Raw genomic sequence first — 25,253 nt, forward strand, 5'->3', positions numbered from 1 at the left:
GCAGCGAATAATGAAAAAGGCTCTCTGGTGACAGAGAGCCTTTTTTTATGATTCAGAACGCGGCTGTAGCTGATAAATCCAGGCCTGAACCTGCTTGCCTTCAAGGGTGGTCACCGTGACCTCAACCCGATCGTAGCCGTCTTCAAATTCGTCCAGCATTTGCCAGTGTGCGGCAAGGTTATCCGAGATAAACAGATAGCCTTCGACGCGGGGGCCGCCAGGGTGGAGCACAATTCCCGGGAAGTCCGCCGCGGCGCCCCAGCCGCGTTCGTAAAACGTGCCGGATACGGAACCGGCCAGCCATTCGCCGCCGATGTCTTCAAGAATATGCGCATTAGCGTGGCCCGGGCGCAGCGTGCCGTAGACAAACAGAGCGTTCATTTTCCCTCATCCGCAAAGCAAAAAGCCTGCTTTAAAAGCAGGCTTTTTAAATTTGGCTCCTCTGACTGGACTCGAACCAGTGACATACGGATTAACAGTCCGCCGTTCTACCGACTGAACTACAGAGGAATCGTTGTGGAGGCTTATCTTAGCGGCGAAAAAACTTTTGTCAAACCTGATCTTAGGGAAAATCGACTGATTGCTGATTCTGTCGTCAGTTTGTTGTAAATCCACACATCTTTTTCTGGAAAATACTTTGCAGGATTAGCATTTGTCCCCCATCATTTGAAATGGAGTTTCAACTTTTCTCGCTAAGGTCCATTTTGAACGTCACTGCCTCCTTACGCCAGGCGATAATGCGCACGCCATGGTATGCAAAACGTAAAAGCTATCGTGTCCTGTTCTGGCGTGAAATCACCCCTCTTGCCGTGCCTATCTTCCTGGAAAATACCTGCGTTCTGTTGATGGGGGTCCTGAGCACCTTCCTGGTGAGCTGGCTGGGGAAAGAGGCGATGGCAGGGGTTGGGCTGGCGGACAGCTTTAACATGGTGGTGATCTCGTTCTTTGCCGCCATAGACCTCGGGACGACGGTGGTGGTGGCCTTTAGCCTCGGCAAGCTTGATCCCAAACGTGCACGCGAGGCGGCCCGCCAGTCGCTGATGATCATGACCATTTTTTCGATCGTTCTGGCGGCGGTGATCCACTATTTCGGTAAAGAGATTATCGATTTTGTCGCCGGGGAGGCCACTAACGAGGTTAAAGACCTGGCGCTGACCTACCTGGAAATGACCGTCTTAAGCTATCCGGCGGCGGCCATTGCGCTGATTGGCAGCGGTGCGCTGCGCGGGGCGGGCAACACCAAAATTCCGCTGCTGATCAACGGCGGGATGAATATCCTGAATATCATTATCAGCAGCGTGCTGATCTACGGCGTGTTCTCGTGGGAGGGGCTGGGGTTCGTCGGTGCCGGACTGGGGTTAACCATTTCACGCTATATCGGTGCGGCAGCCATCATCGGGGTGCTGATGGCGGGGATCACCCCCTCGCTGCGTCTGACGCTAAAAAGCTATTTCCGCCCCTTTAATTTCGCCATTATCTGGGAAGTGATGGGCATCGGCATTCCCGCGAGCATTGAATCGGTCTTGTTCAACGGCGGGAAGCTGCTCACGCAGATGTTTGTCGCCGGGATGGGCACCGACGTTATCGCCGGTAACTTTATCGCCTTCTCTATTGCCTCGCTGATTAACCTGCCGGGTAACGCGCTGGGTTCAGCATCCACCATTATTACGGGTAAGCGGCTCGGGAAAGGGCAGATAGGCCAGGCGGAGCGGCAGCTGCGGCACGTGTTCTGGCTGTCGACCATTGGGCTGACGCTGATCGCCTGGGGAACCGCGCCGTTTGCCGGGCTGATGGCCTCGTTCTATACCCACGAAGACGACGTTAAAGAGGTTGTTAAGATCCTCATCTGGCTCAACGCGGCCTTTATGCCCATCTGGGCAGCCTCATGGGTATTACCCGCCGGGCTGAAAGGGGCACGCGATGCCCGCTTTGCGATGTGGGTATCGATGCTCGGCATGTGGGGATGTCGCGTTGTCGCGGGGTATACGCTCGGGGTGATGCTCGGATGGGGTGTGGTCGGCGTCTGGCTGGGGATGTTCCTCGACTGGGCCGTGCGGGGCGCGCTGTTCTACTGGCGGATGGTCAGCGGACGCTGGCTGTGGAAATATCCGCGGAAAAATGCCTGACAATTGCGCGAAGTGGAGAATAATTCGGCAAACGATCGGAAATGTGCATTCTGCCTTTGACATCCCGGGGGAGCATCGATAATATGCGCCCCGTTCACACGATTCCTCTGTAGTTCAGTCGGTAGAACGGCGGACTGTTAATCCGTATGTCACTGGTTCGAGTCCAGTCAGAGGAGCCAAATTTGAAAAGCCTGCTTTTAAAGCAGGCTTTTTGCTTTTCTGCGCAAGGTAAACGCAAAACGGCAACCGGGTTGCCGTTTTTAGTGTGTGCACCCTCTCCCGCTGGAGAGGGCTGGGGTGAGGGCACCAGCCCGCACAATGCACTATCGACCCAAACCAATCGGCGCCGTCGCCTCAACCAGCCACTCACGCGCATCGCTATTCACCAGAGGTGAAAGCACCTCGCGAACCTGCCGGTGATACGCATCCAGCCACTGCTTTTCCTGCTCGCTCAGCAGATGCAGCTCAACCTGACTTAAGTCGATCGGGATCAGCGTCAGCGAGGCAAATTTGCAGAAACCCGGACGGCTCTCCACAATCTCCACCTGGTTTTCAATACGAATACCGTGGCTATCGCCCAGATAGTAGCCTGGCTCGATAGTCATGATATTGCCCGCCACCAGCGGCCACGGGTTAACCTTTTTGGCGATGCGATGCGGGTTCTCGTGGATCAGCAGCTGGTGCCCCACGCCGTGCCCCGTGCCGTGATCGTAATCCAGCCCCATCTCCCACAGCGGGCGACGCGCAAACGCATCCAGCTGATGCCCCTGAGTCCCGGAAGGGAACTGCAGGGTAATGAGCGACAGGAAGCCTCTCAGCACGGCAGTGTAGTGCAGGCGCTGCTGCGGATCGACGTTACCCCACGCCAGCGTGCGCGTGGCATCGGTGGTGCCATTAGCATACTGACCTCCGGAATCGTTCAGGTAAAAATGGTCATGGCCGATGGGCTTATTGCTGGCCTCGCTCGAATGGTAGTGGCACATCGCCGCATTGCTCGAAGAGGCGGAGATGGTTGCAAAACTCTGCTCGATGAACCCGGGCTGCTGTTGACGGAACGCAAGCTGCTGCGCCTGCGCGTCCAGCTCGGTGAGCGGTTGTCCTGCCGCCTCGCGCCGCGGCACTTCGCGGCTCAGCCAGGCGAGGAAGTTGACCCACGCGGCCCCGTCCCGGTGATGGCACTCGCGATAACCTGCCAGCTCGACCGGGTTTTTAGTCGCTTTCATCAGGGTGATGGGATCGGTCCGCCAGACAATTTCTCCCCGTGGTTCAACGGCGAAGCGCAGGGCAACCGGCGCGGAATCGGCATCAATCATCACCCGTTTGCCTACGGCAATCTGCTGGCAGCGTTCAATAAAGGTATCCTGCGGCGCAATGGTGAACGCATTGCGCACACCGTCAGGCAGGGCGCTGAGCTTATTGTCGTTAACAAACCACTCAACGTGACCGTCACGACCGAGAAGGGCAAAGGAGAGCGGTACCGGGCTGTAAGGGATATCCGCACCGCGGACGTTTAACAGCCAGGCGATGTTATCCGGCAGGGTGACGGCGAGATAATCCACATTGTTTGCGGCCAGCACGGCGGCGACGCGCTGACGTTTGTCCGCGCTGCGTTCGCCGCTGTGTTCAACCGGCATCTCACGGATAAGCCCCGCCGGTGCGGCAGGGCGATCGGTCCATAGCGTGTCAAACGGCGAGGCCTTCAGCGGCACCAGCTCGCACGGCGTGGCAGACAGTTGCTCAAATTCCGCGTTGGTCATCAGCAGCGCGTCAAAACCGATGCGCGTTCCTGACTCAACGTTTTCTGCCAGCCATTCCGCCAGCGGCTCGTTGTGCAGGTGGTGGATCTCAACCTCATCCGTATTGACCTGAACGCGCGCCTGAACCTGATAGCGCCCGTCGACGAACAGCAGCGCTTTGTTTTTCAGCACCAGCGCCACGCCGGCCGAACCGTCAAAGCCCGTCAGCCAGGCCAGCTTTTCGTCGTAAGGCGCGCAGTATTCGCTCTGCCAGGCATCCGCGCGCGGGACGATCATCCCGTCGAGATGGCTGGCCTCAAGCCAGTGGCGCAGGGCAGAGAGCGGTGATGTGCTGGACATTGTTTTTCCTTATCGTGATTAGCGGAACGGCGGCTCGTTGAAGGTGCGCAGCTTGCGCGAATGCAGCTTGTCGCCCTCCGCGCGAAGTAAATCAATCGCACGAATACCAATCTGCAGATGCTCAGAGATAGCCCCTTCGTAGAAACGGTTGGCCTGGCCCGGCAGCTTAATTTCACCGTGCAGCGGCTTGTCGGAGACGCACAGCAGCGTGCCGTAAGGAACGCGGAAGCGATACCCCTGCGCGGCAATGGTGGCGCTCTCCATATCGATCGCCACCGCGCGGCTCAGGTTGAACCGCAGCGCGGAGGCGGAGTAGCGCAGCTCCCAGTTGCGGTCATCCGTTGTGACGACCGTACCGGTGCGCAGGCGCTGTTTAACCTCTTCGCCCGGCATGCCGCTGACCTCCTTGGTGGCGTCATACAGCGCGCGCTGTACTTCGGCGATGCTCGGGATTGGGATATCCGGCGGCAGCACCGCATCAAGCACGTGGTCATCGCGCAGATAAGCGTGGGCCAGCACGTAGTCGCCAATCAGCTGGCTTTCACGCAGGCCGCCGCAGTGGCCAATCATCAGCCAAACGTCCGGGCGCAGCACCGCCAGATGGTCGCAGATGGTCTTGGCATTTGACGGGCCAACGCCGATGTTAATCAGCGTGATGCCCTGGCCGTCGGCGGTGATCAGGTGCCAGGCGGGCATCTGGTGCTTTTTCCACGCCAGGTCGGAAATGGCCTGCTCGGGCGCTTCGGTTTCAGCGGTGATCCAGATCCCGCCCGCGCAGGACAGCGCGATGTACGGGCTCTCCGGGTCGAGGATCTGGCTGCAGCCCCAGCGGACAAACTCATCAACGTAGCGGGTGTAGTTGGTAAAGAGCACGAACGGCTGGAAATGTTCGACTGGCGTACCGGTGTAGTGGCGCAGGCGCGCCAGAGAGAAATCGACCCGTCGGGCATCAAAGTGCGACAGGGGAGAAAATTCTGCCGGGTGATAAATCCCGTCGGCCGTCTCATCGCCAATCTGGGAAAGTTCCGTCGTCGGGAAGTGGCGGGTCAGCCCCGCGCTCATGGAGCGGTCAAGGGTTAACGCCGAACCGTCAATCACGTACGGATACGGGATCTCATGCTGTGAGGGCTCAACGGCAATGTGCGCGCCGTAATCCTGGTACAGCAGCGTAAGCTGTTCTTCCAGATACGGGCGGAACAGCGCAGGGCGGGTGACGGTGGTGCTGTAGCAGCCGGAGTGGGTAAAGCGCGCGTAGGCGCGGGTTTTGGGATTACTGCTGGCGCTGCCGTCCCAGGTCACAGAGAGCGATGGATAAACAAAAAGGCCCTCGGTTCTGGCCTTTTGGTCGGGAAGTTTCCCTGTTTCGATATATTCGCTGATGGCGCCGCGCAGCGCGTTGACGGACTGTTCATACAGCGCGTCGAGTTTTTCCAGCGCCTGAGCCGGGGTCAGGCTGGAGCCCTTATTATTCATCTCTGTCTCCTTGTTCCACAGGTGTGCGACTCTACCCGATAGTATGTCACACGCCTGTGAAACAAAAGGGAGATCAGCCGTGGCTCGTCTCTTTCATCAGCAGCGCCGTCGCCGCCGACAGCAGGCAACCGGCCAGCAGATAAATCGCCACGCTGTGCCAGTTGCCGCCGGAGAAGGTCACCAGCGCGGCGGCAATAAACGGCGTAAATCCGCCACCGACCACGCTTGCCACCTGGTAGCCCACGCCCGCGCCGCTGTAGCGGTAGCTTGCGCCAAACAGTTCGGTGAACATCGGCTGCTGCACGCAGACCACCATATCGTGAGCGATGTTGGCGAGCATGATGGCGAAGAAGACAATCCAGAAGATCGACTGCGCCTCGAGCGCCATAAAGAATGGCCAGGCGCTGAGGGTGCCAATCAGCGCCCCGGTGATGTAAACGCGACGGCGGCCAAACCTGTCCGCCAGCCAGGCGAAGCAGGGGATAGTCAGACAGCTGATCCCGCCGACCAGCAGGCCAATATTCAGGAACAGCTCGCGGGGAAGACCGAGGTTCTGCGTCGAGTAGTTCAGGGCAAAGGCGGTGACGATATACATCGTCAGCAACTCGCACAGGCGCAGGGCGATAATTTTCAGAAAAGCGCCAGGGTGCTGAACCAGCGCTTCCATCACAGGCAGACGCTTTTTGGCGAGCGGTTTTTCCAGCTGTTGTTTTTCAAACTCAGCCGACTCCTCCATCCCGTTACGGATCCACAGCGCGGCGATGACCAGCACGATGCTGAAGATGAACGGAATACGCCAGCCCCAGCTCAGGAACTGCTCGTCGGTGGTGAGATGGCTGATTAGCGATACCAGCCCGGTGGAAAGCAGCAGGCCCACGCCGTACCCGACCTGTACGCCGCTGCTGTAAAACGCTTTCTTATTTTTCGGCGCGCTCTCTACGGACAGAAGCGCCGCACCGCCCCATTCGCCGCCGACGGCGAATCCCTGGATGGCGCGCAGGGTGACCAGCAGTACCGGCGCCCACCAGCCAATGGCGGAATACGAAGGGAGAATACCAATCAGCGCGGTGGCGATCCCCATCATCCAGACGGTGAGCATCAGCATGCGCTTGCGGCCCAGGCGGTCGCCGAAGTGGCCGAAGATCACACCGCCCAGCGGGCGAAACAGAAAGCCGACCCCGAAGGTGGCAAACGCGGCGAGCGTGCCCATCGCAGGGCTGACCTGGGGAAAAAACTCGCGGTTAAACACCAGGGCGGCAGTGATGCCGTAAAGCAGAAAATCATACCAGTCGACGACGGCACCCGCGAAGCTGCCTAAGGCTGCGCGGCGGGCACGATTGAGCGAAGGTGTCTCCTCGTTGGGACGATCGGAGATGAGGGTGGAGTCCATAGTTGTCCTGTCCGTACTGATTTTTTAATTATTGGTATAAGAAAAGGTCACTCACATAGCGGCCGTCATATAAACGGAACCTATGAGACTACCGCGACAGAACGCCTGAGAAAACGTTTTTATCTTTCCGGATGGTGCTGAATAAATAAATTTCATCCCCGCCTGAGCGAGATAATTGTGTCTTCTGGCTCCGTTAAAGGCTGAATGGTTTACAGTAATAGTGACCGCTGCGTAAGTTAAGCTGAGGGAATAACGATGCAACGCACCTTTTCGGCATTCTGGATGGTCCTGTTTTTATTCGTCGCACCGCTTAACGCGGAGCCCAGCGTCTACGGTGAGCAACGCATCAGCGGCTGGTGGAATGCGCTGACGGATGATATTTCGCAAACCTGGGAAGAGCCCCAACGTTACGACCTGTACCTGCCGTTTCTGAGCTGGCATGCTCGCTTTATGTACGACAAAGAAAAAACCGACAATTACAATGAAATGCCGTGGGGCGGCGGGCTGGGCGTTTCCCGCTATAACGAAGAGGGCAACTGGAGCGCGCTGTTCGCAATGATGTTCAAGGACTCGCACAACGAATGGCAGCCCGCGATGGGCTATGGCTGGGAGAAGGGCTGGTATCTGGATGATGCCAAAGATTTCCGTCTTGGGCTCGGTGCCGCGGCGGGCATCACGGCGCGAGATGATTTTGCAAACTATGTCCCGCTACCGTTTATCTTCCCGCTGTTTTCCGCCGGGTATAAGCGCGTTACCGTCCAGTTCACCTATATTCCCGGAACCTATAACAACGGCAACGTGCTCTTTGCCTGGCTGCGCTTAGGCTTCTAAAGGGTGATCACCTTTTTTGCCACGGCGTTAGACAATACCAGCATGGAGAACAGAACTGAGGTGACGAAGGTGAGCACAATCAGCGCCAGCTTCATACCGAGAGAGGTCACCGGTATCAGCGCCGTCAGCAGATGAAACACCGAGTAGTGCACAATATACACGCCAGTCATCGTTTTGCTGATGGCGGCCAGAATGGACTCCTTAAATTCAGCATTGCGGCGAAAGCGCACGCCGTTCGCCGCAATCACCAGCGCGATGATCAAAATGTAAATCTGCGAGCCGGTGAGAATAAAGGCGTTTCTGTCCGCCTTGAACAGGGCGAAGAAAAAGTGGCGCTCGTAAAACCAGGTGAAGAGGTAGATAAACGGGATGGCGACAACCGCCGCCCTGACGACATTTTTGCGGCTAATCCACTCGGCAATTTTCGGGTCGCAAAAGAGTTGCCCCGTCAGATAAAACAGCAGCCACGTCCACAGCCGATACTGCGGTGAAAGAGAAAGGACGTGCGTTCCAGGATAGAGCGCTGACAGCAGATCGTATCCGTAGGAAAAGAGCAGCAGGGCGGCAATCGCGCCGCAGAACAGCCCTCGCCGCTGGCTGAGCCACTCCACCGCCGGGTGGAAGGTGTAAATCACCACAAACGCAAACACGAACCAGGGCTGGATTAAATACCCGCGCTGATAGGGCTCCCACAGGTAGTAGATCGTTATCCAGAACAGAAAAACAATCACCAGACTTTTAATTTTACCCAGCTGCCAGCGGGTGCCGTGCCGTGATTGTCCGTCGAGATAGCCCGCAACGACAAAAAACAGCGGTGTGGCGATGGTTGAAATAAAGGTTAAAAACCCCAGGATCCAGTGATAGTCATAATCATAATGATCCCAGGTGTTGTAGATGGTAAAGAAGGTCACCGCCGTCATACAGCCCAGCGTCTTGATAATGTTCAGCCCTGTCGCATTCATTGTTGTTTGGCTTCGTCCTTACGATGGAAACACGCATAGATCACGGGGAGTACCAGCAGCGTCAGGATTGTAGCAAACCCCAGTCCAAACATAATCACAACGGCCATGCTCTGGAAGAAAACGTCCAGCAGCAGCGGAGCCAGGCCAAGTACGGTCGTAAACGCGGTGAGCAGGATGGGGCGCAGACGCGAGGTCGCGGCGTACACGATCGCGCTGTGCTGATCCTGTTGCGTTTTCTGCTGCTCGATTTCTTCCACCAGCACGATGCCGTTGCGGATGAGCATTCCGCTCAGGCTCAGCAGACCAATCAGCGCCATAAAGCCAAAGGGAATGCCGGTAAGTAAAAATCCCGGCGTCACGCCAATCAGCGCCAGCGGTACGGTCAGCCAGATAGCGACCGCATTTTTTACCGAGCTGAACATCAGCACCGTAATGACAAACATCACCAGATACCCGAGAGGTAGCGTAGTGAATAGCCCCTGCTGCGCTTCGCTGGAGTTTTCCGCGTCGCCCCCCCACTCGATGCTGTAGCCGTGTGGCAGGGGAAGGGCATCTACCTGCGGCTTCACCCGGGCGAGAATGTCCCCGGAGGTTTGCTGGCTCAGCGGGTCCGGGTCCGTCTGCACCGTCAGCACCCGCGAGCGGTCGCGTCGAAGGATGAGCGGATCTTCCCACTCCAGCGAGAAGCGGCTGACGACGTTACTCAGCGGGATATACTGCTGCCGCGTCTGGCTCCAGACCAGCACGTTGTTCAGGTGACTGGCGTCCAGCCGTTCGCTCTCAGGCGGGCGCACCACGACCGGGAGCAGGTCACTGCCTTCCCGATACAGCCCCGCCCGGCTGCCGGAGAAGTTCATCTCCAGCGCGTTGTCGACGTCCTGCTTATCTACGCCAAGCTCGCGGCCCAGGGCGGCAACGTACTGTGGGCGGATCACCTTGCTGCGGTTTTGCCAGTCGTTCCTGACGCTGCCCGTGGCCGGATCGCGGGTGAGGATGTTGTCCACCTGGCTGGCAATCAGGCGCAGCCGGTCAGGGTCGGGGCCTTTAATGCGCACCTCAATGGCGCTGTCGCCGGAGGGGCCAAACATCACGCGTTTGGTGCTGGCGTTGACCTGCGGATAGTTTCGCGCGATGTACTCGTCCACGTGGCGCGTCAGGGCGGAGATGTTGCGCTGGTCGTCCATGCGCACCATGATCTGCGCATAGTTGCTGTACTGGCGCTGTCCGCTGTAGGTCAGAATAAAGCGCATACTTCCCTGACCAATGGTTGAGACGGTGGTCTCCACGCCAGGCTGGCCGTTAATGGTTTTTTCGATATCGCTGGTCATTTTCTCAGTCCACTTGATATCGGTACCGTAGGGTAACCACAGGTCGACAAAGAAAATGGGCGTATTAGACGACGGGAAAAAGTTTTGCCGTACGGCGCCGAAGCCCCAGACAGACGCTGCCAGCAGCGCAGCCATCACAATGAGCGTCGGTGCCTTATGGCTCAGCAGCATGTTAAGCAGGCGCTGGTAGGCGCGGTAGAGTCGTTTATCGTAAGGGTCTGACTCGTCGGTTTTATCGGGCGCGCTGTCGTTTTTAAACAACCACCACTTAATCAGCACCGGGGTGAGGGTGAGCGCCGAGAACCAGCTCAGCATCAGGGAAATCAGCAGCACCTGGAACAGGGATTTACAGTATTCCCCGGTGGAATCCTGCGACAGCCCGATAGGGGCAAACGCCAGGATGGCAATCACCGTCGCCCCCAGCAACGGCAGGGCGGAGCGGCGGATGATGTAGTTTACGGCGGTTAACAGCGGGGAGCCCTGCTGTCGGGCAATCAATACCCCTTCGACAATCACGATGGCGTTATCCACCAGCATGCTGAGGGCGATAATCAGCGCCCCAAGCGAGATGCGCTGGAGCTCAATGCCACACAGATACATAATCAGCAGCGTGCCCAGCACGTTAAGGGCGAGAGAAACCGCAATGATGATCCCGCTGCGTACGCCCATAAAAATCAGCAGCACGCCGATGACAATCGCCAGTGCCATCAGGAAGTTAATAATAAAACCGTTAACGGAATGGCCCACTTCGGCGGCCTGATCGTAAAACAGGTCTATCCGTATGCCGGCCGGTTTTTCCGCCGACATCTGGTTTAGCTTCGCCTCCAGCGCGTGGCCCACGTCGATCACGTTCACCCCGGGAATAAACGAGACGCCCATGGTGACGGCTTTTTTGCCGTTGGCATGGTAGATACTGGCTGGCGATTCGTTCAGCCCGCGCGACAGCGTGGCGATATCCCGCAGACGCGTCGCCGCCCCGGTGCCGGAAGGCGTGATGATGAGATCCGCCAGTTCATCAAGATTCCCGAACTCGCCGGTCGGGTGCAGGCGAATGGATTCGGTGCCGGAGGTGATTTCTCCTGCGCTGGAAACAACGTTAAGTCTGCTGAGCAGGGCGGAAAGCTGGTTCAGCGTAATGCCGCGCGCGGCCATTTTGCTCAGGGAGATATCAATGTTGACCTGCTGGCTAATCGCCCCACCGATGGCGACCTTCGCAACCCCCGGGACCAGAATTAACTCGCGGCGAAGCTGCTCCGCGTATCTCACCAGTTCAGGGTTGCTGAATTCATTCCCGGAAATGGCGAAGAAGAAGCCGAACACGTCGCCGAAATCGTCATTTACAAAGGGCGTGACGACGCCGGGCGGGAACTGACGCGAGGCATCGCCCACGCGGCGGCGCAGTTCATCCCAAATCTGCGGCAGCTCGTTCGAGTGATAGCGTGACGCGATGTTAACGGTGATTTGCGACAGACCGTTTGACGAGATAGAGCTGACGTTATCCAGATAAGGCAGCTGCTGCAGGGCATTCTCCAGCGGAAGCGTTACCTCCTCTTCAACCTGCTGAGCGGATGCGCCGGGGTAGTGGGTGACCACCACAGCGGTTTTGATGGTAAAGGCGGGATCTTCCAGCCTGCCGATATTCAACAGGGCGAAAATCCCCCCGATGCCCAGCAGCAGGATCGTTAGCCAGACGCGAACAGGGTTATTAATAAATTGACGAGAGATATCCATTACAGGCCCCGTTCACGCGTCCAGATACGCACCGGCTGGTTAGCATGGAGCTCCCCAACGCCCGCGGCCACCACGCGCTCGCCCGCCTTAAGCCCGCTGGTGATCACCACGCCTTCGGTGCTCACTTGCCCCACGCTGACCTTGCGGTCTTCAAGATGGAGCGCGTCGCCTTCGCCCGTTACGACCCAGACGTGCGGTTCATTGCGCGGGCTGTTGTCCGGGTTAAAAACTGCCTCAACCGGGACGACCAGCGCCTGAGCGTCCGCGCCCGCCGGGAGGTTGGTTAAATTGATGGTCACCGTACCGCTTACGCCGCCGACGGCGGGAAAATCATCTGGCCGCGGCATGGTCAGTATCACCTGCCAGGTCAGGGTATTGCTGTCGCTGCTGCCCGAGTGCTCTTTGTAGACGGCGGTAAATTCCCGATCCGGAATGGCGTTAATTCTCACTACCGGGCGATACTGCGCGTTGCGGATATCAAAGGTCTTAAACAGGTTTTCAGGGATGCTGAACACCACGTCAAGCAGGTCGGTGCGGGTTAACGTGGCAATGGGCTGTCCGGGGGACACCACCTGATGGTTTCGGACATGTACGCTGGCCACCGTCCCGCTGAAGGGGGCGACGAGCGTCATCTGATTCAGCTCTTCCCGGGCAATCTGCAGCGCCGCATTCGCCGAATCGCGGTTCGCACGCTGCACGTCCATTTCCGCTTTCGAAATCGCCTTCCGGCCCGCCAGCGTCTGGAAGCGATCGAACTGCCTCTGGGCCAGCGTCGCCGCCGTTTGTCTGTCGTTAACCCGCTGCTGGGCTTCACGGGCGTTCAGTCTGGCAAGCTGTTGCCCCTGCTTGATGGCTGCGCCCTGACGCACGTCGAGCGCTTCAATTTGACCTGCGCGCTTGAAGGAAAGGTCTGTGGCATCGCCCGATTCAATGCGGGCGGGGAAAACGCGCTGCTGGGCGTGACCGGGAACCGTCACCTCCGCCACTTTTACCATCCTGGGAAGGGGAGAGTCTTGCTTCGGTTTCGGGTCGCACGCCGTGAGCGTTAACAAAACGAACGGTAAAAGAGAGAGGTAGCGGTTCACTGTATTCCCCTAATAAATAACTGTTTTATTTATTCCATAACCTGGACAGGGGTGACACTATTCTGCCAGAACAGTGACGACCATATAGGTAAATAAACCAATCGCCGTGCTGGCGATAATGGCAAGCGCAATAAACATACCCAGACGGATCAGGCTTAAACCATACATACATTCCTCCATGAGCCGGAAGCGGTAGCTGACTATGAGCATAGTCGGCGAAAAGATAAATGTTAAATAACCATTATCAGTGGGGAAGCGCTAAACCTGATATTCCTGTGCTACGTTTAATGTTAATCATCTTTTTTTACCGTAACTGGCATTAAGGGCAACCCCCTGCATTTAATGCGTTTTTTTGCTTCATTCACTCTCGTGTTGGTTATAAAAAGGATGCTCGATATGTATAAAAACATTCTCGTTCCGGTGGATGTCTACGAGACAAGCCTTGCGGATAAAGCGTTGCAGCATGCACAGTTTCTGGCGCAAAGCGCATCGGGTGACATTCATTTGCTGCACGTCATGCCCAAATTTTCAGCCGAACTGACGCGTGGTTTTATTTCAGATGCGCGCAAGATGGATGAATATATGATTAATAATTCAAAAGAAAAGCTGTCTGACCTGGTCAAAAAAGTAAATCTGCCAGAAGAGCGTGTTCATCTCCACGTCCGTAGCGGGAATGTTCGTGATGAGGTTATTAAGCTGGCGGATGAACTTACCGTCGGCGCGATTATTGTCGGCTCGCGAAATCCAAATATTCAAACCCATTTGTTAGGATCGGAGGCGGCAAGTATTGTTCGTTACGCACATGTTCCTGTTTTCGTTATTCGTTAATTACAGAGAAGCAAGGTGATTTCTGAATAGAACCTGAGGAAGGAACGATGAAAACAGGAAAACCTGAACGTCCGTATTATCAACAAACCGTTGACGAAACCCTGTCGAATATTCACTCCACCCTTGAAGGCCTTAGCGGCACTGAGGCATCAGCCCGACTGCAGCAGCACGGTGAGAATGCGTTACCGCAAAAAAAGGGCAAACCCGCCTGGCTGCGCTTCCTGGCGCATTTTAACGACGTATTGATTTATGTTCTGCTGGTGGCCGCGTTGCTTAAGCTCTTCATGGGCCACTGGGTAGACATGTTTGTGATCCTTGGGGTTGCCATCATTAACGCGCTGATTGGCCATATCCAGGAGAGCAATGCTGAAAAATCGCTGCAGAGCATTCGCAATATGCTCTCCAGCGAAGCCGTGGTGGTACGACAGGGGAATCACGAAACGATCCCCACCACGGCGCTGGTCCCGGGAGATATCGTGGTGATCCGCGCCGGGGATCGTATCCCTGCGGACCTGCGCGTGATTGAAGCGCATAACCTTCGCGTGGAGGAGGCCATCCTGACCGGCGAATCCACCGTTGTTGAGAAAAACAGCGATGCGTTAAGCGGGGAACTGCCCTTAGGTGACCGGTATAATCTGCTCTACTCAGGCACTACCGTCAGCTCCGGCGGCGGTAAAGGCGTGGTGGTAGCAACCGGGGGCGAGACCGAGCTGGGCCACATCAATCAGATGATGTCCGACATTGAAAAACACCGCACGCCGCTGATGGTGCAGATGGATAAGCTCGGTAAGACTATCTTCATCACTATCCTGGTGATGATGGTGGCGCTGTTTGTCTTTAGCCTCCTGTTCCGGGATATGCCGGTTTCTGAACTGGTGCTGTCGCTTATTAGCCTCGCCGTTGCCGCCGTGCCGGAAGGCCTGCCGGCCATCATTTCCATCATCCTTTCGCTTGGCGTACAGGCCATGGCGCGTCGCAAGGCCATCATTCGCAAGCTGCCTACGGTGGAAACGCTGGGGGCGATGACGGTCATCTGCTCGGATAAAACCGGCACCCTGACGATGAATGAAATGACGGTCAAAGCGGTGATTACCGCTGACACGACCTATCGCGTGGAGGGCGACAGCTACGAACCGGTGGGGAATATTCACCCCGTAGAGGACCCGACGCCCGTCAGCGTGACGCAGGGTTCCCTGCTGGAACGCTACCTGCGCACCATTGATCTCTGTAATGACAGCCAGCTGATCAAAGACGAGCAGGGGCTGTGGAAAATCACCGGGGGCCCAACCGAGGGCGCGCTGAAGGTGCTGGCGGCGAAAATCCCGCTCCCACCGGTCGATACCGAAATGCGCAGTAAAATCCCGTTTGATTCACAGTATAAATACATGTCCACGCTGTACCGGCTAGGCGATGAAGAGGTGATTTTAATCACCGGCGCGCCGGACGTCCTGTTCCGCCTCTGCCAGTACCAGCAGACGAATGACGGGCTGCAGCCGTTCGATCAGCCTTATTGGGAAGGGAAGATTGAAGAGTATGCCCGTGAAGGGCTGCGCATGGTGGCTGCGGCCTGGAAACCTGCCCACGAGGGACAACGCGAGCTGGATCATCCGGACCTGCATGACGGCGTGATCCTGCTGGGTATCGCAGGAATGATGGATCCGCCGCGTCCGGAGGCCATTACCGCCATTGCCGACTGTCTGCAGGCCGGGATCCGCGTGAAAATGATCACCGGCGACCACCCGCAAACGGCAATGAGCATTGGGCAAATGCTGGGGATTGGTAACGCCGCAAGCGCTATCACCGGACGTGAGCTGGAGGCGATGGACGATCGTCAGCTGAGCGACGCCGCACAGCAGTACGATATTTTCGCCCGAACCAGCCCGGAGGATAAATTCCGCCTTGTGCAGGCTCTGCAAAGTAAACAGGAAGTCGTGGGCATGACCGGGGATGGCGTAAATGATGCCCCCGCGCTCAAGCGGGCGGATGTGGGTATCGCCATGGGGATTAAGGGGACTGAAGTGACCAAGGAAGCCGCCGACATGGTGTTAACGGATGACAACTTTGCCACCATTGCCAGCGCGGTGCACGAGGGGCGTCGGGTTTACGATAACCTGAAAAAGACCATTCTGTTCGTTATCCCCAGCAACATCGCGCAGGCTCTGCTGATTATCATCGCGCTGCTGGCGGGGAACCTGATCCCGCTGACGCCGGTCCTGATCCTGTGGATGAACATGGCGACGTCGGCAACGCTGTCGTTTGGCCTGGCGTTTGAAGCGGGTGAGAAGGACATCATGAACCGGCCACCGCGCAAGGCGAATCTCCATGTGATGGACGGCTATGCCATCTGGCGCGTGGTGTTTGTCGGTCTGATGATTGCCATCAGCGCCTTCGTGCTGGAAGCCTGGCTACAGCCGCGCGGCTACTCGGCAGAATTTATCCGCACCGTGCTGCTGCAAACCCTGGTCACTGCGCAGTGGTTCTACATGCTCAACTGCCGCGTGAATGACGGCTTCTCGCTGAGCAAAGGCCTGCTGGCGAACAAAGGGATTTGGATCGTGAGCGGCGTACTGCTGGCGCTACAGCTTCTTATCATTTACGCACCGTTCATGCAGATGCTCTTTGGCACCGAAGCGCTGCCGTTCCGCTACTGGGTCATCACCTTCCTGATTGGTTTTGTGATGTTCCTTATTGTCGAGGCGGAGAAAGTGCTGACGCGCAGGTGGCGCAAAACCGAGGCGTGATAGCGTAAACTGAGAAAGCCTGCCTGAGTCCGGGCTTTCTCTTTTGTGAGCGCAGAAAACTATGATTCGACTTACCTGGTTCGTCCTTACGCTGTGTGCCGCTGTACCCGGTGCGTTTGCCGTAAACTATACGCTCCCGCCGGAAGGCAGTCGTCTGGTGGGCACCCCGATTATCATCACCGTTCCCGAAGGCAATACGCTGCCTCTGGAAGCCTTTGCCGCGCAGCACGGGCAGGGGCTGAGCAACCTGCTGGAAGCAAACCCGGGCGTGGATCCTTTTTTGCCCAAACCCGGCACCCGGCTGGTGATACCCCAGCAGCTGATTTTGCCTGACACCGTCCGCGAGGGCATTATCGTCAATGCGGCGGAGATGCGCCTCTACTACTACCCGCCTGGCGGTAACACCGTTGAAGTGCTGCCCATCGGCATCGGTCAGGCCGGGCGTGAAACCCCGCGTAACTGGGTGACGGCCGTTGAGCGTAAGCAGGAGGGGCCAACCTGGTCTCCAACGCCGAACACGCGCCGTGCCTATGCGGCAGAAGGGAAAACGCTGCCGGCATTCGTGCCCGCCGGGCCGGATAACCCGATGGGGCTGTATGCGATTTATATCGGCAGGCTGTATGCCATTCACGGCACAAACTCGAATTTCGGCATCGGGCTGCGGGTGAGTCAGGGCTGTATTCGTCTGCGTAATAACGACATCAAGTATCTTTTCGATAACGTTCCCGTGGGAACCCGCGTGCAGCTTATCGATCGGCCTGTAAAGATGACCACGGAGCCGGACGGCAGCCGCTGGGTGGAGGTTCACGAGCCATTATCACGTAACCGCGCGGAGTTTGAATCGACCAGCAAAGTGCCTCTCCCCATTTCAGCCGCGCAGCGGACGCAGCTGATAAACGAGGGCGCGGGCGCTGAGCTGGAACGGCGGTCGGGGATGCCGGTTAAGATCGGCATGTGAAGGGATAGTGCGGGCTGGTGCCCTCACCCCAGCCCTCTCCCGCGGGAGAGGGTGCAAACACTAAAAACGGCAACCCGGTTGCCGTTTTGCATTTACCTTGCGCAGAAAAGCAAAAAGCCTGCTTTAAAAGCAGGCTTTTCAAATTTGGCTCCTCTGACTGGACTCGAACCAGTGACATACGGATTAACAGTCCGCCGTTCTACCGACTGAACTACAGAGGAATCGTGTGAACGGGGCGCATATTATCGACCTGCGTTCGCCTTGTCAAAGGGTGGATCAACGCCTTTTGATCGTTTGCTGACAAAATCGGCAAAGTGATGTTTTTGGCAGCGGAATGCACCGTCATGGTGCGGGTATACCCCTAATGGGGCAGATCATAAACTGCTGTTTCGGTAATAAAACCCCCCTCCATGATTAGGTTTCCTTATTTTCAGGCGCTTAGCGAACAATTTGGACCGCCTGGTAAAAGTGGCATTCATATTGCAAAACCTGTTCAACAACGACAGCCGGTTCCGGCACAGCATTTCGAACAGGGGGCAAAATGAACTTAAGACGACTGAAATACTTCGTAAAAATCGTCGATATCGGCAGCCTGACTCAAGCGGCAGAAGTGCTGCATATCGCGCAGCCTGCGCTGAGCCAGCAGGTGGCTACTCTGGAAGGCGAGATGGATCAGCAGCTGTTGATCCGCACCAAACGCGGCGTCACGCCAACGGAAGCAGGCAAAATCCTGTATACCCATGCGCGCACCATCCTCCGCCAGTGTGAACAGGCGCAGCTGGCGGTGAATAACGTGGGACAGACCCTGAGCGGGCACGTGTCTATCGGCCTGGCGCCGGGAACGGCCGCGTCCTCTATTACCATGCCGCTGCTGCAGGCCGTCCGCGCCGAGCTGCCAGAAGTGCTGGTGTACCTGCACGAAAACAGCGGCTCCGTGCTGAATGACAAACTGCTCAACGGCCAGCTGGATATGGCGGTCCTTTACGATCGCTCCCCGGTCGCCGGCATCACCAGCCAGCCGCTGCTGAAAGAAGATCTCTACCTCGTGGGCACCCGTGACTGTCCGGGCCAGAGCGTAGACCTTACCGCCGTGGCAGAGATGAACCTTTATCTGCCGCGCGACTACAGCGCCGTGCGCGTGCGCGTGGACGAAGCGTTCTCCCTGCGCCGCCTGACGGCCAAAATCATCGGCGAAATTGACTCAATCTCCACGCTCACCGCGGCCATTGCCAGCGGAATGGGGGTGACGGTTCTGCCGGAATCCGCAGCCCGCTCGCTGTGCAGCGCGGCAAACGGCTGGATGGCGCGGATCACCACGCCTTCGATGAGCCTGCCGCTGTCGCTGAACATGTCTGCACGCGGTTCGCTGACGCCGCAGGCGCAGGCGGTAAAAGAGATTTTGATGTCGCTGGTCAGCAAGCCGTCGCTTGAGAACCGTGAACTCCAGCTCGTGAGCTGATATTCCATAAAAGCATAAGATGCTGGTTTTTATTATTTGTTCTGCAGCGCGGCTGACTCTAACAATAGAGCTATGTCAGATGCGCCGGAGTGAACCGTGAATTTCCAGCAACTTAAAATTATCCGTGAGGCGGCCAGGCGGGACTACAACCTGACCGAGGTCGCCAATATGCTTTATACCTCTCAGTCCGGCGTCAGCCGCCACATACGCGAGCTGGAAGAGGAGCTGGGTATAGAGATCTTTATCCGTCGCGGCAAGCGGCTGCTCGGCATGACGGAGCCCGGTAAGGCTTTGCTTACCATCGCTGAGCGGATCCTCAACGAGGCAAGCAACGTGCGTCGTCTGGCGGATCTCTTTACCAATGACGCCTCGGGCGTACTCACCATTGCCACCACCCACACCCAGGCGCGCTACAGCCTGCCGCCGGTGATTAAAGCGTTCCGCGAACTTTTCCCCGACGTCCGTCTGGAGCTCATCCAGGGCACGCCGCAGGAAATTGAAGTGCTGCTGCAAAACGGTGGGGCGGATATCGGCATTGCCAGCGAACGCCTGAGCAACGACCCGCTGCTGGTGGCCTTTCCCTGGTTCCGCTGGTACCACAGCCTGTTACTCCCGGTCGATCATCCGCTGAATCAGGTTTCCCCTCTGACGCTGGAAGACGTTGCGAAATGGCCGCTGATCACCTACCGCCAGGGGATCACCGGACGCTCGCGCATAGACGAGGCCTTCAACCGCAAAGGGCTAACGCCGGACGTGGTGCTGAGCGCGCAGGATTCTGACGTGATCAAAACCTACGTCGAGCTGGGTCTGGGCATTGGTCTGGTGGCGGAACAGTCCAGCGGAGAACGCGAGGACGGGAACCTGGTGCGTCTTGATACGCGTCATCTGTTCGACGCCAACACCGTATGGCTTGGCCTGAAGCGCGGGCAGCTGCAGCGCAACTATGTGTGGCGCTTTATCGAGCTCTGCAACGCCGGGCTGTCGGTAGATGAGATTAAACGTCAGGTGATGGAGCCGGAAGAAGTGGCGATTGATTATCAGATTTAGGTGCTGATTTGCCCGGTAGCGCTGCGCTGACCGGGCTCATCGCTTAGCTGAACGGATATTTTTTAAAGACCGCCTGTGATTCAAATGATTCGGCAACCGCCTGAATCCCTCTAAAATCCGCTGCGTTAACGATGTGCGGGATCATCGACTGAATAAACGTCCAGACAACCGTGCTCGTGACGGCAACCTGATCGGGAACGGCGGAGGCCGGACGCGTCTTCAGCAAGGCATTCCATTCCCTGCAGGCCGCCAGCAGCTGGGTGGTAATGCGCTCGACCCATAAAGCGTGCTGCTTTTCCACCGGGCGCTGGTTGTGCTCATACACATTTTGCACGGCTTTCTCCGCGGCGGCGAGGATAAAGCCCAGCGTCTGAAGATCGTTTGCCAGCGCATCCGGCTCGACGGGCAGAAGTCTCCGCCCGGGTGCGGCCTGAGTCTCGAAATAATTCAATATCAATGACGAGTCTATCAAACGTATTCCGTTATCCAGAATCAGCGTCGGCGCTTTTACCGCGGGGTTGATTCGGGAGAACGCTTCGAAAGTGCTAAAGACCGACAGCGGCTGGCTTTCAAACTCAACGCCATAAAGTTCAAGGGAAATCGCCACGCGCCGTACATAAGGTGAATCCATCATGCCAACAAGCTTAATCATCGTTGCCGTTTTCCTGTCTCTGTGAAATAACGCGTCATTGAAGAGGATGAACAGACAGTACAATACAAACTTCCTGGCGAATATCTTCAGTATCTTACCGTAAAGGTTAGTATTACTGACATGTGGGCAAGTTGCCGTTATACATCCAGCGCGGATAAGGAAGTGCTTTCATGTCGGATTTTCCACCCATTGCCAGTTTGCGAAGCTTTGAAGCCGTCGCCCGTCTTGGCAGCGTGACGCTGGCGGCGAAAGAGCTCCACGTTACCCATTCCGCAATCAGCCAGCAGATCAAACTGCTGGAGGAGATGGTGGGCGTAAAGCTCTTTATCCGTCAGGGGCGCGGGGTGCAGATTAACGAAGAAGGGCGGCTCTATGCCTTACAGGTACGCGAGGCGTTGAACCATATTGCGGATGCCACCCGGCTTGTACAGGTGAAGCCGAGAAAGCAGGAGCTGACGCTGGCGATGGTTCCGTCTTTTGGATGCCACTGGCTGTTGCCGCGTCTGGAACGCTTTCGGGCGAAATATCCGCTTATCACCCTTCGGATCCAGGCCAGCCTGACGGTCACCAGCCTGCAGCAGGAAGGAACAGATATCGCGATACGAATGGGGAAGGGAAACTGGGAAGGGAGCGAAAGCCATTACCTTTTTTCCGATGAGCTTATTGTGGTGGCCGCACCCGGCTATAACGGCGGTGTGCTGCCCGCTACGCCGGCTGAGATTGCAAAAAGTCATATTATTTTTTCCATGGAGTCGTGGAAAACGTGGTGCGTAAATGCGGGGCTGGAGAAAGAGATCGTGCCTGGCGGATTATGCATTAACGACTCGAATTTAATTATCGAAGCCGTTCGGCTCGGGAAAGGCATCGCGCTGGAGCGTCGCTCTTTGGTTCAGGATGCCATCACCCGGGGCGAGCTCGTCCAGCTAACCTCAATTACCGCGCCGTATCCCTGGCCTTACTGGCTGGTGAAAGCGCAGTCAACGGAGACGAAGCCCGAGGTGGCTCTTTTTGTCGCGTGGCTGGATGAGGAAGTGGCGGCCTGGCGGCAGTTGCTGGGCTGCTGAACTTTTTCCGATTCTGCTCGTAACAAAATGAATATCCAACAAGGGATACATAGAATTACTCCGGCACGCATTCAGTATTTCCGTAACCCCACAAGATTCTGCTTTTCCATCTCAGCATAATCATCGCTATAGCTTTGCACGTATATAGCTTTTGATCTATATTGAATGGGAGGTCTTGTGTGGGCAATTAACACGACGGACAGGTTTGATCGCTGGTTCACTTCGCTTGACGATAACGAACGCGCCAGCGTACTTGCAGCACTGCTGGTTTTGCGAGAGAAGGGGCCGGGTTTATCGAGACCCTACGCTGATACGCTTAAAGGCTCTCGTCACAGCAACATGAAAGAGCTACGTATTCAGAGTAAGGGCGATCCCTTGCGGGCGTTTTTCGCCTTTGATCCAAACCGTACTGGCATCATGCTTTGTGCTGGCAATAAGGTCGGCAATGAAAGGCGATTCTACGATGAGATGCTTCTCGTTGCTGACCAGGAATTCACTCACTGGCTGGATACATTAAAAGAGAGGGAATAGCGCGATGGGAAGAACCCTTGAGCAGCTTATAGCGGATGAAAAGCCGGAGGTTGTCGCCAGCGCTCAGGCGATAGCAACGGATATTTTGCTCAACATTCATCTTGCTGAGTTACGCGAGAAAGTACAAAAAACGCAGGTAGAAATGGCGCAGGCGTTGGGTATCAGGCAACCTACCGTTGCGGTAATGGAAAAGCCCGGGCGCGATTTGAAACTCTCTTCTCTCAAGCGCTACGTTGAGGCGGCGGGCGGAAAGCTGCGGCTTGATGTGGAGCTGCCGGATGGCTCGCACTATGAGTTTGTGCTGTAGGGCAGAAAAGCAAAAAACCTGCTTCAAAACCGCCAGCATGACCGTCACTCGGCGGTGATGAACGAATAGATGCAGTTACTTATTTGTAGAAATGGGGACATGCTGCTGCATCAATTCAACGATCCAATCAATAAAAACGCGCAGTTTGGCGTTAACGTGGCGGTTCGGCGGAAAGGCCAGGTACAGGGGCATTGGGTTAATACGCCAGTCTTCAAATAGCGGAATCAAGGAGCCACAAGCCTGATGTGCTGCCGCCATATAAACGGGTAGCGCAATCACGCCTAATCCCGCGAGCCCGGCTTCGAGGTAGGCATTGCCATCATCCACTGCAAGCACGTAGCTGCCCGTGATTTCAATATGTTCGCTCTCACCGTGCAGTACCAGAGGATCAACCTTACCGGTGCGTGAGGACAAGAATCCCACTATGCGATGGTCCGTGTTTTCCAGCTCTCGCGGATGCGCAGGTGCGCCGAGGCGTTCCACATAGCTCGGTGCGACGTAAACACCGATTTGTAAATCGCCGATATGGCGTGCGATCAGAGACTGGTCATTGATTTCCCCGCCGCGCACGACGCAATCCACGTTGTCGCCGATCAGATCCACCACCCGGTCACTCACGCCCATGTCGAACTGGATATCAGGGTAGCGCGCGTGAAAAGCCGGTAGCGCGGGCACCAGCACCAGGCGGGCGAGAGGAGTGGGCACGTCCACCCGTAGTCGCCCCCGGGGCGTCATCGTCGCACTGGACAGGCTGTTTTCAGCATCTTCCATGTCCGCCAGCAGGCGGATGACACGCTCGTAGTAGACCGCGCCATCAGGAGTCACACCGAGCCTGCGGGTGGTGCGGTGGAGCAGCTTGACGCGCAGGCGCGCTTCCAGCTGCTGAATAAGCTGCGTCACCGTGGTTTTGCTCATATGAAGCGTTTGGGCAGCCTTGGTGAAACTGCCTGCCTCAACCACGCGAGCAAAGGCGCGCATCGCATCGAAACGATCCATCCGTTGTTCTCTCTTTTCACCGATTGTTTGGATATTACAAACAATGATGGACAAAGTCGCTTGTTTATCCGCCCGATCCGACACCTGTAAAGTGTCTTTATGTTCACCGGGCAGATTTCGCCCCATAACAAAGGTACTAATATGACAATACGCGAAGCCGTTTTTCCCTTCGGTCGACAGGCGCTCTACGAGCGCAACCGGTATTCACCCGCCATCAAATCTAACGGCTTCCTGTTTGTTTCGGGACAGGTTGGTAGCCGGGAGGATGGTTCGCCTGAAGAGGATCTCAACGCGCAGATCCGGCTGGCATTCGATAACCTTAATGCTGTTCTTACGGCTGCGGGCTGCACGTTCGATGACGTGGTTGACGTTACCCTCTTTGTCGTCGATCCCGAGTCAAACCTCGATGCAATCTGGAGTATCCTGCCAGAATACTGGGGGGAAGCGCCTTACCCTACGTTGACCGGGATCGGCGTGACGTGGCTGTACGGATTCCAGTTTGAGATTAAGGTGATTGCCAGGCTGCCCTAAGCGTTACGGGTCTTTTCGACGGTCAAAAGACAATACAGCGGGCGCAGCTCCGATCCGGAAGCCGCCTCGCATTTCGTTTATCCGATTCGCCATAATCCTTTGAACCGCAAAAACAGTTTTCTATTATCAGCCTTCTTAGTTCCGCGCTTCGTTCCCGCCTGCACTGTCCTTCGATGGATAAAGGCTTTATGGACACCTAAATACGAAAAGGAAATCACCATGAATCTGATGAATAATTGTGCACTTCCCGTCATGAATGTTATATTAAAATATAATATTCGGAGGTGCGCTATGTATACAACTCGTCTGAAAAAGGTCGGCGGATCCATCATGCTGGCGGTTCCTCCCGCCGTGCTGAAAACGCTGGAACTGTCGACGGACAGCGAAGTCGGCATGATCATTAATAATGGCTGCCTGATTATTGAACCCCAGAAGCGGCCTCGCTATTCGCTTGAGGAGCTGCTGGCGCAGTGCGATCCGCACGCTGAAATGAGCGAAGAGGAGCGGGAATGGATCGATGCGCCTGCGGTGGGCAGGGAGATCCTGTAAATGGACAGAGGCGAAATCTGGCTTGTTTCACTGGATCCGATTGCTGGCCACGAGCAAAGTGGAAAACGTCCGGTTCTTATCGTATCGAAGGCATCGTTTAACAAGCTGACCCGGTTACCGGTAGTGGTTCCCGTCACCAGCGGCGGAAACTTTGCACGTACAGCAGGTTTCACCGTTTCACTGGAAGGGGCGGGGACAACAACAACGGGCGTTATTCGCTGCGACCAGCCCAGAACCATTGATATGTCTGCCCGGAACGGCATGCGGCTGGAACGCATACCTGACGCGGTTGTAAATGAAGTGCTTGCAAGACTGGATGCGATTCTGAATTAACATCAGATACGCAGAAAAGCAAAAAGCCTGCTTTAAAAGCAGGCTTTTTAAATTTGGCTCCTCTGACTGGACTCGAACCAGTGACATACGGATTAACAGTCCGCCGTTCTACCGACTGAACTACAGAGGAATCGTGTGAACGGGGCGAATATTATCGACCTGCGTTCACCTTGTCAAAGGGGGAAATTAAACTTTTCGTTCGTTTGCCGACAATTTCAGCAAATCGCTGATTTTA

The 25,253-nt window shown here is 56.4% G+C and carries 22 protein-coding genes and 4 tRNA genes; 14 read left to right on the forward strand and 12 right to left on the reverse strand.

From position 1 onward, the window contains the following. Positions 1-45 precede the first annotated feature (45 nt). Complete coding sequence (locus ACWKXN_RS08005; RefSeq protein WP_454543604.1) at positions 46-381, reverse strand: gamma-glutamylcyclotransferase family protein; 336 nt, start codon at positions 379-381, stop codon at positions 46-48. Positions 382-434: 53 nt separating this feature from the next. Beyond that, positions 435-510 (reverse strand) — tRNA-Asn (locus ACWKXN_RS08010). Positions 511-671: 161 nt separating this feature from the next. Between ACWKXN_RS08010 and emmdR the strand changes: the two genes are divergently transcribed. Both emmdR and ACWKXN_RS08020 read left to right on the forward strand, forming a co-directional pair. Beyond that, positions 672-2,126 (forward strand): multidrug efflux MATE transporter EmmdR, encoded by a 1,455-nt coding sequence (emmdR, locus tag ACWKXN_RS08015; RefSeq protein ID WP_123282383.1) that lies wholly within the window; start codon positions 672-674, stop codon positions 2,124-2,126. A gap of 103 nt (positions 2,127-2,229) precedes the next feature. After that, positions 2,230-2,305 (forward strand) — tRNA-Asn (locus ACWKXN_RS08020). A gap of 144 nt (positions 2,306-2,449) precedes the next feature. On the opposite strand, the gene ACWKXN_RS08025 is transcribed toward ACWKXN_RS08020, so the two are convergent. The 3 genes from ACWKXN_RS08025 to shiA all read right to left on the reverse strand — a co-directional run bounded on the left by ACWKXN_RS08025 (position 2,450) and on the right by shiA (position 7,085). Beyond that, positions 2,450-4,222: an aminopeptidase P family protein gene (locus tag ACWKXN_RS08025; RefSeq protein WP_221702115.1), complete on the reverse strand. Its 1,773-nt coding sequence runs from the start codon at positions 4,220-4,222 to the stop codon at positions 2,450-2,452. Between the two features lie 18 nt (positions 4,223-4,240). Then, the gene (locus ACWKXN_RS08030) at positions 4,241-5,695 is read right to left on the reverse strand and encodes an AMP nucleosidase (protein WP_023312354.1); all 1,455 of its coding nucleotides are present in this window, start codon (positions 5,693-5,695) and stop codon (positions 4,241-4,243) included. 73 nt (positions 5,696-5,768) lie between these two features. Beyond that, complete coding sequence (gene shiA / locus ACWKXN_RS08035; RefSeq protein ID WP_454543605.1) at positions 5,769-7,085, reverse strand: shikimate transporter; 1,317 nt, start codon at positions 7,083-7,085, stop codon at positions 5,769-5,771. Between the two features lie 255 nt (positions 7,086-7,340). Here shiA and pagP point away from each other — a divergent pair, with 255 nt between their 5' ends. Continuing rightward, positions 7,341-7,916 (forward strand): lipid IV(A) palmitoyltransferase PagP, encoded by a 576-nt coding sequence (gene pagP, locus ACWKXN_RS08040; RefSeq protein WP_224979140.1) that lies wholly within the window; start codon positions 7,341-7,343, stop codon positions 7,914-7,916. On the opposite strand, the gene ACWKXN_RS08045 is transcribed toward pagP, so the two are convergent. From ACWKXN_RS08045 to ACWKXN_RS08055, 3 genes are read right to left on the reverse strand one after another with little or no spacing between them, the layout of a single operon-like run. Then, positions 7,913-8,878 (reverse strand): acyltransferase, encoded by a 966-nt coding sequence (locus ACWKXN_RS08045; protein WP_167819429.1) that lies wholly within the window; start codon positions 8,876-8,878, stop codon positions 7,913-7,915. The two genes, pagP and ACWKXN_RS08045, sit on opposite strands and share 4 nt — an antisense overlap. After that, positions 8,875-11,937 carry an efflux RND transporter permease subunit gene (locus ACWKXN_RS08050; protein WP_454543606.1) on the reverse strand — a complete coding sequence of 1,021 codons (3,063 nt, stop codon included), beginning with the start codon at positions 11,935-11,937 and terminating at the stop codon, positions 8,875-8,877. Before ACWKXN_RS08050 ends, ACWKXN_RS08045 begins: the two co-directional genes overlap by 4 nt. Continuing rightward, a complete protein-coding gene (locus ACWKXN_RS08055; RefSeq protein ID WP_048979811.1) occupies positions 11,937-13,022 on the reverse strand; it encodes an efflux RND transporter periplasmic adaptor subunit in 1,086 nt (361 codons plus the stop codon). The genes ACWKXN_RS08050 and ACWKXN_RS08055 overlap by 1 nt, the downstream gene beginning before the upstream one ends. Before the next feature lie 396 nt (positions 13,023-13,418). Here ACWKXN_RS08055 and ACWKXN_RS08060 point away from each other — a divergent pair, with 396 nt between their 5' ends. The 3 genes from ACWKXN_RS08060 to ldtA all read left to right on the forward strand — a co-directional run bounded on the left by ACWKXN_RS08060 (position 13,419) and on the right by ldtA (position 17,549). Then, positions 13,419-13,850, forward strand: a complete 432-nt coding sequence (locus tag ACWKXN_RS08060; protein WP_023312348.1) for a universal stress protein — start codon at positions 13,419-13,421, stop codon at positions 13,848-13,850. Positions 13,851-13,897: 47 nt separating this feature from the next. After that, positions 13,898-16,591: a cation-transporting P-type ATPase gene (locus ACWKXN_RS08065; RefSeq protein WP_454543607.1), complete on the forward strand. Its 2,694-nt coding sequence runs from the start codon at positions 13,898-13,900 to the stop codon at positions 16,589-16,591. Positions 16,592-16,652: 61 nt separating this feature from the next. Further along, positions 16,653-17,549, forward strand: a complete 897-nt coding sequence (ldtA, locus tag ACWKXN_RS08070; protein WP_454543608.1) for a L,D-transpeptidase — start codon at positions 16,653-16,655, stop codon at positions 17,547-17,549. A gap of 145 nt (positions 17,550-17,694) precedes the next feature. Here the strand turns inward: ldtA and ACWKXN_RS08075 are convergent. After that, positions 17,695-17,770 (reverse strand) — tRNA-Asn (locus ACWKXN_RS08075). Between the two features lie 320 nt (positions 17,771-18,090). Between ACWKXN_RS08075 and nac the strand changes: the two genes are divergently transcribed. After that, a complete protein-coding gene (nac, locus tag ACWKXN_RS08080; protein ID WP_033145933.1) occupies positions 18,091-19,008 on the forward strand; it encodes a nitrogen assimilation transcriptional regulator NAC in 918 nt (305 codons plus the stop codon). Between the two features lie 96 nt (positions 19,009-19,104). Then, a complete protein-coding gene (gene cbl, locus ACWKXN_RS08085; protein WP_023336219.1) occupies positions 19,105-20,055 on the forward strand; it encodes an HTH-type transcriptional regulator Cbl in 951 nt (316 codons plus the stop codon). Positions 20,056-20,098: 43 nt separating this feature from the next. On the opposite strand, the gene ACWKXN_RS08090 is transcribed toward cbl, so the two are convergent. Continuing rightward, a complete protein-coding gene (locus ACWKXN_RS08090) occupies positions 20,099-20,704 on the reverse strand; it encodes a glutathione S-transferase family protein (RefSeq protein WP_454543658.1) in 606 nt (201 codons plus the stop codon). 173 nt (positions 20,705-20,877) lie between these two features. On the opposite strand from ACWKXN_RS08090, the gene ACWKXN_RS08095 reads away from it, so the two are divergent. The 3 genes from ACWKXN_RS08095 (at position 20,878) to ACWKXN_RS08105 (ending at position 22,609) form a co-directional block, all read left to right on the forward strand. Further along, positions 20,878-21,771 carry a LysR substrate-binding domain-containing protein gene (locus tag ACWKXN_RS08095; protein ID WP_112778177.1) on the forward strand — a complete coding sequence of 298 codons (894 nt, stop codon included), beginning with the start codon at positions 20,878-20,880 and terminating at the stop codon, positions 21,769-21,771. A 177-nt stretch (positions 21,772-21,948) separates the two neighbouring features. Further along, the gene (locus ACWKXN_RS08100) at positions 21,949-22,302 is read left to right on the forward strand and encodes a type II toxin-antitoxin system RelE/ParE family toxin (RefSeq protein ID WP_454543609.1); all 354 of its coding nucleotides are present in this window, start codon (positions 21,949-21,951) and stop codon (positions 22,300-22,302) included. Between the two features lie 4 nt (positions 22,303-22,306). Further along, on the forward strand, positions 22,307-22,609 hold the full coding sequence (locus ACWKXN_RS08105) for a helix-turn-helix domain-containing protein (protein ID WP_029741460.1): 303 nt from the start codon (positions 22,307-22,309) through the stop codon (positions 22,607-22,609). Positions 22,610-22,684: 75 nt separating this feature from the next. Here the strand turns inward: ACWKXN_RS08105 and ACWKXN_RS08110 are convergent, their stop codons facing one another. Next, positions 22,685-23,605 (reverse strand): LysR substrate-binding domain-containing protein, encoded by a 921-nt coding sequence (locus ACWKXN_RS08110; protein WP_454543610.1) that lies wholly within the window; start codon positions 23,603-23,605, stop codon positions 22,685-22,687. Positions 23,606-23,746: 141 nt separating this feature from the next. Here ACWKXN_RS08110 and ACWKXN_RS08115 point away from each other — a divergent pair, with 141 nt between their 5' ends. From ACWKXN_RS08115 to ACWKXN_RS08125, 3 genes are all read left to right on the forward strand, one after another. Continuing rightward, complete coding sequence (locus ACWKXN_RS08115) at positions 23,747-24,136, forward strand: RidA family protein (protein ID WP_126787516.1); 390 nt, start codon at positions 23,747-23,749, stop codon at positions 24,134-24,136. Between the two features lie 291 nt (positions 24,137-24,427). Further along, complete coding sequence (locus ACWKXN_RS08120; RefSeq protein ID WP_454543611.1) at positions 24,428-24,685, forward strand: AbrB/MazE/SpoVT family DNA-binding domain-containing protein; 258 nt, start codon at positions 24,428-24,430, stop codon at positions 24,683-24,685. Then, on the forward strand, positions 24,686-25,018 hold the full coding sequence (locus ACWKXN_RS08125; protein WP_032658722.1) for a type II toxin-antitoxin system PemK/MazF family toxin: 333 nt from the start codon (positions 24,686-24,688) through the stop codon (positions 25,016-25,018). 54 nt (positions 25,019-25,072) lie between these two features. Here ACWKXN_RS08125 and ACWKXN_RS08130 read toward each other — a convergent pair. Further along, positions 25,073-25,148, reverse strand: a tRNA-Asn gene (locus ACWKXN_RS08130). Between the last annotated feature and the right edge of the window lie 105 nt (positions 25,149-25,253).

The sequence above is a fragment of the Enterobacter sp. UPMP2060 genome (genome assembly GCF_053709655.1).